A 14,786-nucleotide genomic window follows, 5' to 3' on the forward strand; every position below is an offset into this window, starting at 1 on the left:
CCTCCTTACAGTTTCACGCCCGAGAAGGACATGAAGGCCATCGCCATCAGTCCCGCGGTGATGAACGTTATGCCCAGACCTTGCAGGCCGTCTGGGATATCCGAATATTTCAGCTTTTCCCGAACACCCGCCATCGCAGTGATCGCCAGCGCCCAGCCAAAACCGGAAGACAGGCCATAGGTCGTCGCCTCGGCAAAGTTATAATCACGCTCGACCATGAACAGCGACCCACCCAGGATTGCGCAGTTCACCGTGATCAGCGGCAGGAAGATCCCCAGCGCGTTGTAGAGCGGCGGGAAGTACTTATCCAAAACCATCTCAAGGATCTGCACCATCGCCGCGATCACGCCGATGTATGAGATCAGCCCAAGGAAGGTCAGGTCCACATCCGGGAACCCGGCCCATGCCAGCGCGCCCGGTTTCAGCAAGTAGTTCAGCAGCAGGTTGTTGGCAGGCACAGTGATGGCCTGCACAACCATAACCGAAATCCCCAGACCCAGCGCGGTCGAGATTTTCTTCGAAACGGCGATGAAAGTACACATCCCCAGAAAGAAGCTGAGCGCGAGGTTTTCGACAAAGATGGCCTTTACGGCCAGTGAGATCAGACCTTCCATCAGTGGGCCTCTACCTGCTGGATTTTGTATTCACGTTCTTCCACCTGGCTCGGCTTCCACGTGCGGAACGCCCAGATGATCAGACCGATGATGAAGAACGCCGAAGGCGGCAAGAGCAGCATGCCATTGGGAACATACCACCCACCATTGTTGACCGTCTGCAGGATCGTGACACCAAACAGCGACCCGGCTCCGAACAATTCACGCAGGAACCCGACCATGAGCAGGATAAGGCCATAGCCCATGCCGTTGCCCGCCCCGTCAATGAAGGATGCGACCGGCGGGTTCTTCATCGCAAAGGCCTCGGCGCGGCCCATCACGATACAGTTGGTGATAATCAGGCCGACGAAAACCGACAGGGTTTTCGAAATCTCGAAGGCATAGGCCTTCAGGATCTGATCCACGAGGATCACCAATGAGGCGATAATCACCATCTGAACGATGATCCGGATCGAACCGGGAATTTGGTTGCGCAAGCAGGAGATGAAGAAGGACGAGAACGAGGTCACAAAGATCACCGCCAGCGCCATCACCATCGACACTTGCAGCGAGGATGTCACCGCAAGCGCCGAACAGATGCCCAGCACCTGCAATGTGATCGGGTTGTTGTCGACAAGCGGGTCGACCAGCATCTCTCTCTTGGTCTGGGACATCAAATCTCTCCTGCTTGCAGTTTGGCCAGGAACGGGGCGTAGCCTGCATCGCCCATCCAGAATTTCACCAGATTATCGACACCAACCGAGGTCAGTGTCGCCCCTGCCAGCGCGTCGATGTAAAAGTCGGGTCCGGCGGCAGGCTGGGATTTGGACACAGTAATTTGCAGATCACCCGCGTCGTCACGCAGCTTCTTGCCATTCCAAAGGGCCTTCCAGCGTGGGTTGTCCACCTCGGCCCCAAGGCCCGGGGTCTCGCCGTGCTGATAGAATTGCAGGCCATAGATATCGTTGCCGTTGTTTTCCAACGCAATAAAGCCATAGAGAGTCGACCAGAGGCCATAGCCGTGCAGCGGCAGAACCACCTTGTCCAGCCCGCCTGAATCGTCGCGCAGCAGGTAGATAACGCGGTACTTTGACTTGCGTCCGATCCCTGCGGGGTCGTCATCCAAGGCAACGCTCAGCTCTGGATCGCTAGCGGCAGCAATGTCGTCGAATGTGGTCGGATCAAACTGATCATCCACGAATTCTCCGGTTGCAAGGTCCAGAACGTGCGGCTCAAACGCGGCAAAAGCCTCGGTGACGTCGATGCCGGGTTCATAGACACCGGCCACCTGCAACACGTTGACCTGCTTGTCTTTCAGGCGGTTGGATTCCTGAACGGGTCGCAGGCTGACTGCAGCTGCGGAGACAACCATCGAGGCAACAAGACAGACGGCTACAGCGACAAAAATCGTCTTTCCGACCGAATCCGGCGATGCCGCCAGAAACTTGGCGATCGCACCTTTGGGTGCATCGTTGTTATCCGGGGATTGCGTATCAGACATGGCGACGCGCCCTCCGTTTGATATTGGCCTGAACGACGAAATAGTCGATCAGCGGTGCAAAGACGTTGCCGAACAGGATGGCCAGCATCATGCCTTCGGGGAACGCCGGGTTGATCACACGGATCATCACGACCATGACACCGATCAGCGCGCCATAGATATAGCGGCCGAGGTTGGTGTGGCTGGCCGAAACAGGCTCGGTCACCATAAAGGCCAGTCCAAAGGCATAGCCACCGATGACGATGTGCCAGTACCACGGCATCGCAAACATCGGGTTGGTGCTTGATCCGATCAAGTTCAGAAGCAAGGTAAAGCCGATCGTCCCCGCCAAACACCCGACGACCAGCCGGTAATTGGCGATCCGCGTCGTTAGCAGGAACGCCAGACCAATCATACAGGCCAGTGTCGAGGTCTCACCAAAGCTACCCTGTATCTGACCAAAGAACGCGCTCCACCAGGTAATTCCGTCCGCGGCGAGCGCCTGATAACCCTGCGAAGCTGAAACTGACAGCGCGGTCGCGCCCGAGAACCCATCTACTGGGGTCCAAACCGTGTCACCGGACATGTTTGCCGGATACGCAAAGTAAAGGAATGCGCGACCGACAAGGGCGGGGTTGAGGAAATTCTTACCCGTGCCGCCAAAGACTTCCTTACCGATCACAACGCCGAAAATGATACCCAGCGCGACCTGCCAAAGCGGCGCTGTTGCAGGCATGATCAGCGTATAAAGCATAGAAGTTACGAGAAAGCCCTCGTTGACCTCGTGCCCACGTACGGTGGCAAAGATCACCTCGAATATACCACCCGCAACCAGCGTCGTGATGTAGATCGGCAGGAAATACATCAGCCCGTGCATCACGTTGGCAAATATGCTGTCGGGGTTCAGTGAAATGCCGAATGTCTGCAGGATCGCAATCCGCCAACCGGTGGCCGAGTCCGGGCCCAACGCCGCGATGGCCGAGTTCGCCTGATACCCGGTGTTGTACATCCCCCAAAGGATGCAGGGGATCGTTGCGATCACGACGTAGGTCATGATCCGCTTCATATCCACGTAGGACCGCGCATGCGGTGCCACGGAGGTTACGGTTTTCGGAGTGTAGATGAAGCTTTCCACCATCTCGTAGATGGGGAAATACTTCTCGTACTTGCCGCCCTTGGTAAAGTTCGGCTCGATCCGATCAAAGAAGTTGCGCAAACCCATGTGGATCAGCCCTCCTTTTCAATCTTGGTCAGGCAGTCGCGCAGCGCCAGCCCATACTCATATTTCGCCGGACAGGCGAAGCCCACCAGGCCCATGTCCTCTTCATCCAGTTCCAGCGCACCCAGAGCTTGCGCAGTGTCGGTGTCCATCACCAACAGCGCGCGCAACAGTTGCGTCGGCAGATAGTCTTGCGGCATCAGCTGTTCGAATGTTCCTGTCGGAACCATCGCGCGGCGCCCACCATTCAGGTTCGAGGTCAGGGCGAACAATTTCTTCGCAAACGCTGATCCAAGAACCGGCTGAACGGCATATTTCGACGGCATCGGAAGGATCCAGCCAAGCGTGTTTTGGTCGTGATCTTCGCGGATCACGCAAATCTGCCGGGCAAAGCGCCCCAGATATGCAGTCGGCCCTTCGGCTTGCGTTCCCGAGAGGATCGAGCCCGAAATAATCCGCGCGCTGCCATCCACATTGATTTCGTCCTGCGTCAGTTCGTCGGTCGACGCACCCATCACGGTGCGGATCAGACGGGGTTGGCGTGCGCAAGGACCAGACAGTGCAATCACGACATTCGGATCCAGGTGACCGCTCTGAACCAGTCGACCAATGGCAATCACATCCTGATAGCCGATTGTCCAAACCTGTTTTTCGCCCGCCAAAGGCTCGAGAAAATGAATATGCGTACCGGCAAGTCCTGCGGGGTGAGGGCCCGAAAACGTTGCTGTTTCGACGCCTTGCACATCGCCCGCGGGGATCGAGGCGCCCTCGGCATGGCACAAGTAGGTTTTGCCGTCCGTCAGATGCGCAATTGCCGCCAGACCTGACGCAAACGCTTCAGCGGCTTCAGCAATGATCAACGCGGCGTCGCCAGCTAGCGGGTCGGTATCCATTGCCGTTACGAAAATCGCCGCCGGTTTGCTGCCCGGTTGCGGCATCTTCGAATAGGGCCGGGTGCGGAACGAGGTCCATAGACCGGCGGCGCACAGTTTTGCGGTCACACCTTCGGCGCTTGTCGCGTCACCTACGGCGGAAAAGTCCACACCGGTGTCGTTCACGTCGCTGACTTCGATGACAACGCTTTGCAGCACGCGCCGCGCACCACGATTGATGGCCACAACCTTACCGCTGAGCGGAGCAACCATCATCGCCTCGGGCGCATCCTTATGACAGAACAGCGGCGTACCGCGTTTTACGTCATCGCCTTCCTGAACCAGCATTTTGGGCTTGAGGCCGATGTAGTCGCCACCCAGAACGCCAACCGTAGAAAACTCTGGCCCCGGATAGATTTTTTGTTCGGGCGCGCCCTCAACCGGCAAGTCCAAACCTTTTTTCAGATTGAAAGTTTGCATGTCGCTACGTTCTTCCAAGCCTCTTTCTTGCGCCTTATGCGTTCCGCCATCACGAGACAGCGTAAAAACAGTGCGAATACGCACACCAGAGCCGAAAAAAGCATCGACAACCAGTAAGAATCCGCGGGCGTTATTCCGATCACGGCCCCTTTACGCGGGGACGAGACCAAACGCAAACCCGTTACTGCCTAAATTTCCCTGTCATTACCATATTCTGATCGCAATGCGCTATCCGAGTGGCCGCAAATGCTGGAAAATTGCTTGTCGCGCCTGCCGCACAACCGGTGTAAGCACGCAAAATGACCAAGCCTACAGACATGGAAATATTCTTGATTGCCACACCGGGGCTGGAGGCGCCCTTGTGTGCCGAGGCTGTCGAGCATGGATTTTCATCGGCTCGCGCCATTGCCGGTGGGGTCATTTGCCGCGGCGATTGGTCCGAGGTCTGGCGCGCCAATCTTGTTTTGCGCGGGGCCAACAAAGTTCTGGTGCGGATCGGCAGTTTTCCAGCGGTTCATCTGGCGCAGCTGGACAAACGAGCCCGCAAGTTTCCGTGGTCAGATTTCCTGCGACCTGATATTCCGGTCAAAGTTGAAGCAACCAGCCGAAAGTCCAGGATCTATCACGCTGGCGCCGCACGTCAGCGCATCGAACGCGCAATCACAGAGACCTTGGGGGCACCCATTTCGGCCGAAGCGGGCATTCGCGTGCTGCTGCGGATCGAAAAAGACATCTGCACGTTCTCGTTGGATAGCTCGGGCGAACCCTTGCACAAACGCGGGCACAAAGCCGCCGTGGCAAAGGCGCCAATGCGCGAAAGCATGGCGGCCATGTTCCTGCGCGAGTGCGGGTTCGACGGGGCAGAGCCGGTACTGGATCCGATGTGCGGATCGGGGACTTTTGTCCTTGAGGCCGCCGAGATTGGGTTGGGGCTCCTGCCCGGCCGATCCCGCCGTTTCGCGTTTCAGGACTTCGCTGGGTTTAATGAGGACCTGTGGCAAGACATGCGCGGCGGCGTGCCCACGCGCGACTGCAACCTTGTATTCAGCGGCTCGGACAGAAACACCGGCGCGGTCGAGGCCGCGACAGCCAATGCGTTGCGATCTGGGGTCGAGGCGGTCACGCGTTTCCAGCACCGCGCCGTAGGTGACATAAAGCCGCCACCCGGGCCCGTTGGACTTGTCATCGCGAACCCGCCTTACGGAGCACGTATCGGCGACGAAAAGCGTTTGCGCTCGCTTTACGGTAGCTTCGGCAAGGTTTTAATGAACCAATTCAAGGGGTGGCGCGCGGCAATTGTGACCAGCAATGCCTCACTGGCCCGAGCCACGCGCCTGCCGTTTCTGCCTGCCGGACCGGTTGTGGATCACGGCGGGACAAAGATCCGTTTGTACCAAACAGACCCATTGTCCTAGCGGTCGGCGGCACATGAATTGCCCCCGAGAACTTGGGATACTGGATGTCAATTCCCCGGGCTTTTACCTTGAGGTGGTCCGGATCCTTTTACGGTCACGGCGCTGTACTCAAGTGCCGATGGCGAATGACGCGGTGACACCAAAATCCACAGAGCCAGCAACAGGGGTATCGACGCGATGCTTGCGAAGGCCGCCTGATAGGACAACGTGCTGACCAGCGCGCCTGCTATGATCGGACCGGCAATTTTGCCCGCGTTGCGAATGGCACCTATGCTTCCGAATGCCAGACCCAAATGCTGCGGCGGGGTGGCAATGGAAACGAGTGACAAGGTCGCTGGACCAAATGCGCCCTGCCCTGCCCCGATTAAAACCGCGACCGCCAGCATTATGGATTGTGCCGGCCCCCCGACAGAGAGGACGAGCAACCCCGCGGCTAAAGTTGCCAGGCCCAGCAAAAGCGGCAGACCGGGTCGGGTTCGATCAGCCAACCGTCCCATGGGCGGGCGCAAAATGGCATTTGTGGCCTCCTGAAGGGCCAGAAACGTACCGATTTCGATCGGTTGATACCCGGCGATCAGTGCCATTACGGGCAAAAAGGCTTTGACCGCGTAAATCGCGATATAGGTCGTGCCCTCGATAATTGCCAAAACGAAAAGCGGTCGGCAGGTCAGGACCACCTGAATGGCCTCAGTCAGCGACCAGGTTGGCGGCTTTGCGACGTGATCGAAATTTCTGACATAGAGCGTCGGCAAAAATGCCAGCGCAGACAAAAAGCAGGTTGCTGCGTAGATCGTCTCGGGCGCGGCGAAGGTCAGTGCGGCCCCGCCGATCAACGGCCCTAGGATATAAGACAAAGTCCGCGCCAGCCCGAACCAGCCAAAAGCTTCTGCGGCCTTATTTCGACGCCATGACGCAACATAGGCCAGTGTGACTGGTCCATAAACTGCAGTCGCAAGCCCGTGGATTATGCGCAATGCAAAAAGATCGCTGGGGGTTTTCACGAACAAATACAGTGCAGGAACCAGCGTGAACAGGGTTGTGCCGATCATCAGCCAAATCCACCTGCCGCGATAGTCCGACAACAATCCGAACAAAGGTTTCAGGAAGAACCCGGTGGCCGTCGAAACCGACACGATCGCACCAAGCAGCAGCGGCGAGGCGCCTAAACCATGCGCGAAAACCGGCAAAACTGGTGCCTTGCCGATCTGATAACTTGTCCGAACAATGAAATCTGCAAGAAACAGCGCCAGCAGCGAGGACATGCCTGACCCGCCTCCAAGGCGTGCAGCAGGCCAATGCGGCTTACTCATCCTTGCGGCGTCTCAGATGCAAAGCAGGGTTACGAACGAACCAGCGCCTTGAAACCAAGACCGCCAAGCCCCCGGCAACCAACAAGAGCGCAAGGAAAACAAACGCCGCCATAAACAGAAGGCCGACCAGCGCACCGACCAGAAAAACCGCGAAAATGACCGCTACACCCGGCACAAGCCCCAGCCGGAAACCGACGCTGTTGTGTTGGCGGCTCTGCAATTCGCTGCGTTCAAGACGCGTTATCTGACGACGTTTTGTCAACAGGACTTCCCCGCCTTGATCATGTCGTTCAGCTCCTGTCCGGCCCAACACTTGATCGCAGACTTCAATGTGCGCTTCAGATGACCCGTCACAAAGACCGAGACCTTCTGGTTGTCTGGATCATCGGTTTCGATTTCCAGCTCACAACAGGCTGCATTGTTGCATGTCGGTGTGTATTTGACGGTCAAATCCAAACACGACCCGGATTTGACGGTCGCGGGGAACGGATTGCTAACGATCTTGAAGTTCAGGCACTTCTGATCACAGGCCGGCTTTTTCCGTTCGTCCTTGTCGTCGCCATCGCCGCACCCGCAGTCACAGCCGCAATCCTCGCCGCAATGTGCAAGTTCTTCGCATCGCGTTGGCGGTTTGAACCCGACTTTTGTCACGTGCAGATCGCAGTCGCCCGTGTTGCAGATCGCAAAAGTTGTCAGCGCGTGCGTGCCAAGCTCGACCCCGCCGAAACACCCGGTTCCAGTAATCGTCAATTTGCCGCTGGGGGCGAAACCCGTCAGAGCGATTGCCGTCGGACTTGCCGGGTCATCGCTGACGACTGAAATCGTGGTTGATTTCGGGCCGAACGACGTGGGCTGGAACCGGATCGAAACCGGAACCGCCGAACCCGGGGCGATCACCAGCGGGAAGATCAAGACCTGTGGCACGACAAACTCGGCCGAGCTTGACGAAATTGATGAAATCGTCAGAGGGCATTTCCCACTATTGGACAGCACCAGAGGCTTGTCGCTGAAGTGATCGACGCACACATTGCCAAAATCACCGTCATCGGCGAACGACAAGACCAACCTTGGCGGTGGCGCAGTGCCCCTTACTTCTATCTGCGCGGGGCTGTCGAGATCATTGCTGCTGACTAGAATAGTTGCCGCATCATTGCCAAATGCCGTTGGTTGATACCGCAGCGGCAAGGTCACGCTCGCTCCCGGCGCGATCTTCAAGGGGAAAGACACCGTGTTGGGGATGAAGAACTCGGGCGAGGATGATCCAACGGCACCAATCAACAATGGGCACTGGCCCGAGTTGTTTATGACAAGACCCTGATCGCGGAATTCGCCAACACATACCTCTCCAAAATCGCCGTTGTCGGCGATCGATAGCTCGGCATTTGCCGTGCCGCCTGTCCCACTTGCCAGCAGATCGACCGTTGGCGACTCTGCGTCATTGCAGGCAATCCTGATGGTCGCCAAATCGTCTGCACCCGGCGCAGAGGGCGTGTAGGTCAGCGTAAAGTCCACCTCGCCACCCGGAGCAATCGACAGTGGAGTCGATGGAAACGCTTCGACTTCAAATGCAGCCGAGCCCAGAATGCGTTGCACGCTTTTGATGATCAGATCGTCAGTGCCGACATTGAAGACCTGCAGTGTCAACGAGACGGGGCCGTCGCAGACCGTGCCAAATTCGAACCTGTTTTGCAGGTTCACGGCAATCACCGGCCCTTCGGGCTTGGCGAATTCGAAAACGCCGCGTCCGTATGTCGCCGCGCGCAGAACATTCGAACCGCGACCGACAACAATGTCGGTGACCGGCGCGTTCGGGAAATGAAGATCATCCAGAACATACCAGGTTTTGCCGCGATCAACGGATCGCAAAACGCCCAAATCGCACCCGGCATACAAGGTCGATGGCGTCTCATCACCGTCCAGCGCAATTGCACCAAACGGGACATTCACGTTCGGCGAAATATCGGCCCATTGCGATCCGCCTATCGTTGTGCGGAACACATGCCCGGGCGACGCGGTATTTGCAAATCCCCCCAGCACGCAGAAAATCGCCGTTTCGTCGTTCGGATCAAAGGCCGACCGCGTGACATTTCGGCCAGGCAAATTCCGTGAGATGTTGGTAAACGAAACGCCATTTGCCCCGCCAACCGTTGCCGCCAAAGCATTCGTCGAAACAAAGACCTGCCCGGCCGCCGAAATAACCACGTTGTTTCCGTTTGTCGGCGAGACGGCGATGCGGGGTGTAATGAAACCCGAGGCTATCGGGAAAATTGTTCGCCAATTCGAGCCGCCATCAAGGCTTTGCCAGATATTGGCATTGCTTGCGACGTAGAATATCCCATCGTTGCCGGGATCGGCGGCCAGACTTGCAAGGTAAAATGCGTCCTCTGCGCTGCCACCAGCCCAAGGCGTAACATCGCCGGTGCTGCCGCCATCGTCCGTCGATCTCAACACGCGGGTCGCTGGATTGCTGCCGTTTCGCGTCAAGAGCAAGCGCTCCGCGGTTACACCGTCATAGACAATATCCCATCCGTCATTGCCGCCAATGAAAGTCCAGCCAAGAGGCCCGTCCGTCCGTTTATGCCCGTTATCCTGGAACCCGGCGACGGTGACGTCTCCGGCGGCACCCGGTTTGATGTCCATATTATAGATAAGTGTCGTCTGGAAACCGCCCGAGTTCAGCGCCGTCCAGTTCGCGCCGTCATCTGTCGACCGAAAGATACCGCCATCATTCCCGCAATAAATCGTTGTTGTGGCCGGGGCCGGCGGTTGAAAGAACCCCCAGGCATGTGTATCGGCGTGAAGCCCGCCGGAAATATTGGTGAAGCTCGCGCCCGAGTCAGCCGACCGCACCTGATTTTGCGTCCCCCAGAACAGGATGTCGTTGGCCCCATCCCCGGGTGAAGCAGGATCAATGGCAAGCGTCATACAGTAACCCGCAAAGGTCGTTGCGGCTGCTGCGCCCGCCGCAGCCTGCTGCGTCCAGGTCGCACCCTGGTCCGTGCTCATGAAAAGAGCGATCGGATCCGGTGTCGAGCCTCTTACGGCATGTGCAATGACTGCGTAGATCACCTGAATTCCACCCGCCGCCGGTGGCGAGGTCGGCGGTGCCAAACGCGCAAGCACCTGACCCATGACAACGCCACCGCCAAGTACAGCGGCGACCGCTGGCGTTCCAGCTGTCATAACCGGTGCCCAGTTCGCTCCGCCATCCGTTGATTGGGATACGCCCTGGCCACTCATTCCGGCGTAAAGGACACGGGCACCGACTGGTGATGTGACATCAAGCTCGAGCGAGCGCGCGTCCAAACCGGCAGTACCCGCGCCACGGGTCCAATTCTGGCCGGCATCGGTTGAAACCCAGACTCCGTTGCTTGTTGCCGCATAGACAACCTGAGAATTCGCCGGATCCACGACAATCGAATTGACATTGCGGTTCGCAAAATCATCCGCGTTTCCGTCGTTACCTTCGGGGTAACCGGATCCCAGCAGGATCCAGCTGGCCCCACCGTCGGCCGATTTGAAGATACCAACCCTCTGTTGAACCGAAACTGCGCCGCGCGTGCTGGTCCCGACATACAAGACATCCGTGTCGCCGGGATCGATCGCCACGCAATTGGGCTCTCCGATAGCCAGACAAAGCTCTTCGTCAAAAAGCGCCAGCCAGTTTGCGCCGCCGTCTCCGGTTTTCCAGACGCCTCCATCCGCAGTACCGATATAAACGATATCCGGATCGCTGGGATGGGTGGCAATTGAGGTAACCAAACCGTTGTCTTCGCGGCCACCTGTGATCGGGCTTGGGCCAATGGGTTTCCATACTGTGCCAGGGATCATTTTGAACCTCCCGCGTCACTGTCCGGGTCATCGTCCGTCGGTTTGGGCGGTACGAAGGCTGGCTTTCCACGAATGGCGCCCGGAAGCTTCTGGAACTGCTCAACGGCTCTTGCATAGGCTTGCGAGGACGGCTCCTCGCCCCCTTCCAGCCGGTGCTTCAGAAAAGCTTCGTGAATATCAAGGTTCTCCGGGCTTTCGCCCGTCGGCTCGTCGCCACCGCTGCCGCCATATCCGCCGCCGCCTCCCCCGGATCCGCCAGAGCCGCCTGTGCCCTTCTTCCCCGGCTTTCGGGATTTTGATTTCGTCGATTTTTCATTTGCCATGATCGGACGCTCCTCGGATCGTGAGGGTCCCGGTTCCGAACGACAGACGGTATAACGGCAACAGCGCACCCAAACGGGTTTGCGGGGTATTGATTTACTAAACTTGTCAAAGTCCCCAAAACGAGGACACCTGTTTTCAGCCTCTGTCACTCACTGACTTGAGATTACGGAACTGAGTACGGACACAAAATTCATTGGTTGAAAGTATCGACAATTTTACCATTTTTGCTTGTTTCCGTCAAACGCGCGACCCCGCAGAACAACTGAGGGTGCGCCTGACAGATGGATCACGCGACGCCCGCGCACATCAAGCCATTGACGTGTTTGCAGTTTAGAAAATCCCCCTTGCGCATCCAGTGCCCCGGGTATAGATCACCCGCCACGGTCGGAGTGTAGCTCAGCCTGGTAGAGCACTGTCTTCGGGAGGCAGGGGTCGGAGGTTCGAATCCTCTCACTCCGACCAATTTTTCAACAACTTAAGCTTATCTCTGAGCGCTCGAAAATACCGTTTATCTGTTACGCGTAACGAGATCCGTAGAATTCGTCACTTTTTCGCTCCGCCAAAACAGGCTCTTAGTCTAACTCGGGGCCCATGGGCGGCTTTTTAGCTCAAATATATCAAGATTCTCCTGCCGGTCCCTAAAGGCGATCCAGCGGTCTCGGCGCTGAGTTGCCTGCCTTCGTGAAAGCAATCCAGAGATTTCAATCCGCAACTGCCGGAACCACTGAATCTTGAGTTTCAGGCCGTGAGCCTAAGGCCAGACGCGCAACGCTCCATATCATCGGTTAAACGAAAACGACTTCTTCTCATTGCGAGGGCAAAGTGAACTTGTCTGCGGCCACTTGCGCATGTTCTGCATTCTGATTTTGGTCCAGTGGAAGCAAGTCAAAATGTTGCCCCAGTTACTCTCTAAGCCATTCATATGCAGATGCCGAGGCACATCAGGAAGTGGGCCACGTTAATCCTGTTCAGCGGTTTTGCGACCTTCCTTTTTGTTGGGGGGCAATTCACTGGTGATCACAGTGCTTGCCGGTCGAACCATTGCTTTGCCCTGACACTCCAAGAATGGGTTGATGAGGGGTACAGGGTATATGTCGTCATTGGATTGTACCTCACTGCGATGTTTGGCTTTTTGTGGGACCACCTATGAAATCGGCATGGGGTGCTCGAGGATGTTTCGGGGAACTCACTCCGGATTCCTATCGACAATGGCCTGCCCGTTTGAGTAGAGACCTATACGAAAATTGCCGATCGGGCCGCCTGTCCCGGCGTGTCTGTCAATGGCAGACTTACATGAGTGGCCGACGCCAGAAACGTCAGTCCGTTGAGCAATCTCTCAGCGCTCCTTGCAATTCTCCAAGGCTATTAGCACCTCGCCAACACTGTCTTGAGCGGCAATGCTTTTTCCGACCAGATCGATAGATGCATTGCTGGTTTTGGTGTTCCCGTCATACCTGGGACTGACCACCTGAATTTTGTCCGCCCTGATCAAAAATTCATTGCTGCCAACGTCAAAACCCTTGAGCCAGAATGCCCCTGCCAAAAACACGCACTCAATCATACGGCAACTCCTTGTTGTTCGCGATCCTGCCTCATAGGGCAAATTTTGCATCGCGATGTGGTGGTTTGGTGGCCACAAAGGTTCAAAAGCTGGATAGCGTTGTCCGAAGATCTGGCCTCAAACCTCACGGCCATACCGCCATTCAGCCGTTTTGTTCGGTCTCAGAGGTGTATTCAGGTAGTCTGGCCAACGCAGATTTCAGGGCGTCGCCCCAGCCTTCCGAAATGGTCCGGAAATATGCGTCATCTGCCTCAAACCGCGAACGCGTGCCTGCTTCAAAACTGTCCTCGTCGTATAAAAGCAAATCCAGCGGGGCGCCGACGGACAGGTTGGCCTTTATCGTGGAATCGAAGCTGACGAGCAAAAGCTTCACGGTCTCTGGAAAACTCATTGTCGGATCATAAGCCCGAACCAGGATCGGCCTGCCATATTTGGTTTCACCGATCTGGAAAAACGGCGTGTCATCGCCGGCTTCGATAAAGTTGCCTTCGGGATAAATCAGAAACAGCCGCGAAGAGCCGCCTTTGATCTGCCCACCGAGTATGAGCGTGGCATGAAATGCGCTGTCCGCCTGCTGGCCGGATCGACCGTGTTCCTCTATTACGTCGTTGAGCGTCTCTGCAACCAGCTGCGCCACCTGAAACATGGTTGGCGCCTCGAGAATAGAGGGCGATCGGTCCTCGGGTGCTTTTGTGCGTTCTTCCAGCAGGCTGATTGTCGCTTGCGTGGTCGCCAGATTCCCGGCCGTCAGCAAGGTGATCGAGCGTTCGCCTTCGACGGTCCAGTTGAACATCTTGTTGAAGGTCGAGACATTGTCCACGCCCGCGTTTGTCCGCGTGTCGGACATGAAAACCAATCCGCGGTTCAGCCGCATGCCCACAGCATAGGTCATTGAAGTCTCCGTTACTGCTGTGCGACTTGCAACTGCACTGTCAGTTGCTCACCCGCTGTCCCAAATCTGTTTCCTATTACCGGGGCAGCTTGCGCATAGTCCAGACCGGTTGCGACACGAACGTAGCGATTGTCCGGCGAAATGCCGTTAGAGACATCGAAGCCAACCCAGCCTAGACCGTCAAGATGCACTTCGACCCAGGCATGGGTCGCATCCTGAAGCTCAGTCTCGTTCATCATGAGGTAGCCAGAAACGTAACGCGCCGGGTGCCCGAGGATACGGGCGCAGGCAAGGAACACATGGGCGTGGTCCTGACACACGCCGTTTCCTGCGTCGATGGCATCTTCCGCGCACCAGTCAGGTTGGGAACTTCCGACCTTGTAGCGCACGCTGTCGCGAATAGCTTCGGACAATGCGTGCATTTGCTCAAGCGGTTCTCCTTGTGGCAAAGACCGCACCAGATCGGCCACGCCTTTTCCCGGTTTCGTTTGCTTGGTGCTTCTTTTGAACAGCCACAGGGGTGTCGATCCTTCGTGACGGCCCAGAATGCCGTGGGTATCCTCAACGTCGACAACACCTTCCGAAACCAGAGACACGCTTTGCGTATTGGCATCAAAGCTGATCAATTCCACCGTGTTTCGGTGATAGTCTTCAAAGCTCAGCTGTTTCTGCCCGCCAACGACGGTTGTATTCCAGCTTTCGATACTTTGGTTGCGAAAGGACTTGGGTGTCTTTCTGAGTTGCTGAAGTCCGAAGGGAACCGGCGCGTCAAAGTCATATCGGGTTTCGTGTCTGATTTGCAGTTTCAT

13 protein-coding genes and 1 tRNA gene are annotated in these 14,786 nt (G+C 56.8%); 2 read left to right on the forward strand and 12 right to left on the reverse strand.

Going from position 1 to position 14,786, the window contains the following annotated elements:
• Window positions 1-5: 5 nt before the first annotated feature.
• Genes nqrE through RA28_RS08810 form a run of 5 tightly spaced genes read right to left on the reverse strand, consistent with a single transcriptional unit; the run spans window position 6 to window position 4,644 of the window.
• Window positions 6-614 carry an NADH:ubiquinone reductase (Na(+)-transporting) subunit E gene (gene nqrE, locus RA28_RS08790; RefSeq protein WP_039526851.1) on the reverse strand — a complete coding sequence of 203 codons (609 nt, stop codon included), beginning with the start codon at window positions 612-614 and terminating at the stop codon, window positions 6-8.
• On the reverse strand, window positions 614-1,267 hold the full coding sequence (locus tag RA28_RS08795) for an NADH:ubiquinone reductase (Na(+)-transporting) subunit D (RefSeq protein WP_039526853.1): 654 nt from the start codon (window positions 1,265-1,267) through the stop codon (window positions 614-616). The genes nqrE and RA28_RS08795 overlap by 1 nt, the downstream gene beginning before the upstream one ends.
• Window positions 1,267-2,094 (reverse strand): Na(+)-translocating NADH-quinone reductase subunit C, encoded by an 828-nt coding sequence (locus tag RA28_RS08800; RefSeq protein WP_039526856.1) that lies wholly within the window; start codon window positions 2,092-2,094, stop codon window positions 1,267-1,269. Before RA28_RS08800 ends, RA28_RS08795 begins: the two co-directional genes overlap by 1 nt.
• Entirely contained in the window at window positions 2,087-3,295 is a 1,209-nt protein-coding gene (locus tag RA28_RS08805; RefSeq protein ID WP_039526859.1) for an NADH:ubiquinone reductase (Na(+)-transporting) subunit B, read from the reverse strand. Before RA28_RS08805 ends, RA28_RS08800 begins: the two co-directional genes overlap by 8 nt.
• A gap of 5 nt (window positions 3,296-3,300) precedes the next feature.
• Entirely contained in the window at window positions 3,301-4,644 is a 1,344-nt protein-coding gene (locus RA28_RS08810) for a Na(+)-translocating NADH-quinone reductase subunit A (protein WP_039526861.1), read from the reverse strand.
• A gap of 299 nt (window positions 4,645-4,943) precedes the next feature.
• Here RA28_RS08810 and RA28_RS08815 point away from each other — a divergent pair, with 299 nt between their 5' ends.
• Window positions 4,944-6,059 carry a THUMP domain-containing class I SAM-dependent RNA methyltransferase gene (locus RA28_RS08815; protein WP_039526864.1) on the forward strand — a complete coding sequence of 372 codons (1,116 nt, stop codon included), beginning with the start codon at window positions 4,944-4,946 and terminating at the stop codon, window positions 6,057-6,059.
• 47 nt (window positions 6,060-6,106) lie between these two features.
• On the opposite strand, the gene RA28_RS08820 is transcribed toward RA28_RS08815, so the two are convergent.
• From RA28_RS08820 to RA28_RS08835, 4 genes are read right to left on the reverse strand one after another with little or no spacing between them, the layout of a single operon-like run.
• Window positions 6,107-7,369 (reverse strand): MFS transporter, encoded by a 1,263-nt coding sequence (locus tag RA28_RS08820; protein ID WP_082029783.1) that lies wholly within the window; start codon window positions 7,367-7,369, stop codon window positions 6,107-6,109.
• Window positions 7,362-7,631, reverse strand: a complete 270-nt coding sequence (locus tag RA28_RS08825) for a hypothetical protein (RefSeq protein WP_039526867.1) — start codon at window positions 7,629-7,631, stop codon at window positions 7,362-7,364. Before RA28_RS08825 ends, RA28_RS08820 begins: the two co-directional genes overlap by 8 nt.
• On the reverse strand, window positions 7,628-11,200 hold the full coding sequence (locus tag RA28_RS08830; RefSeq protein WP_039526872.1) for a choice-of-anchor D domain-containing protein: 3,573 nt from the start codon (window positions 11,198-11,200) through the stop codon (window positions 7,628-7,630). The genes RA28_RS08825 and RA28_RS08830 overlap by 4 nt, the downstream gene beginning before the upstream one ends.
• Window positions 11,197-11,523, reverse strand: a complete 327-nt coding sequence (locus RA28_RS08835) for a hypothetical protein (protein ID WP_039526875.1) — start codon at window positions 11,521-11,523, stop codon at window positions 11,197-11,199. Before RA28_RS08835 ends, RA28_RS08830 begins: the two co-directional genes overlap by 4 nt.
• 386 nt (window positions 11,524-11,909) lie before the next feature.
• Between RA28_RS08835 and RA28_RS08840 the strand changes: the two genes are divergently transcribed.
• Window positions 11,910-11,986, forward strand: a tRNA-Pro gene (locus tag RA28_RS08840).
• Window positions 11,987-12,860: 874 nt separating this feature from the next.
• Here the strand turns inward: RA28_RS08840 and RA28_RS22795 are convergent.
• The 3 genes from RA28_RS22795 to RA28_RS08860 all read right to left on the reverse strand — a co-directional run bounded on the left by RA28_RS22795 (window position 12,861) and on the right by RA28_RS08860 (window position 14,786).
• Window positions 12,861-13,136, reverse strand: coding sequence for a hypothetical protein (locus RA28_RS22795; RefSeq protein WP_039526880.1), 276 nt, complete (start codon window positions 13,134-13,136; stop codon window positions 12,861-12,863).
• 91 nt (window positions 13,137-13,227) lie between these two features.
• On the reverse strand, window positions 13,228-13,977 hold the full coding sequence (locus tag RA28_RS08855) for a proteasome-type protease (RefSeq protein WP_039526884.1): 750 nt from the start codon (window positions 13,975-13,977) through the stop codon (window positions 13,228-13,230).
• 11 nt (window positions 13,978-13,988) lie between these two features.
• Window positions 13,989-14,786, reverse strand: a complete 798-nt coding sequence (locus RA28_RS08860) for a transglutaminase family protein (RefSeq protein WP_039526887.1) — start codon at window positions 14,784-14,786, stop codon at window positions 13,989-13,991.

Source organism: Ruegeria sp. ANG-S4, from assembly GCF_000814005.1.
Taxonomy (GTDB): domain Bacteria; phylum Pseudomonadota; class Alphaproteobacteria; order Rhodobacterales; family Rhodobacteraceae; genus Ruegeria.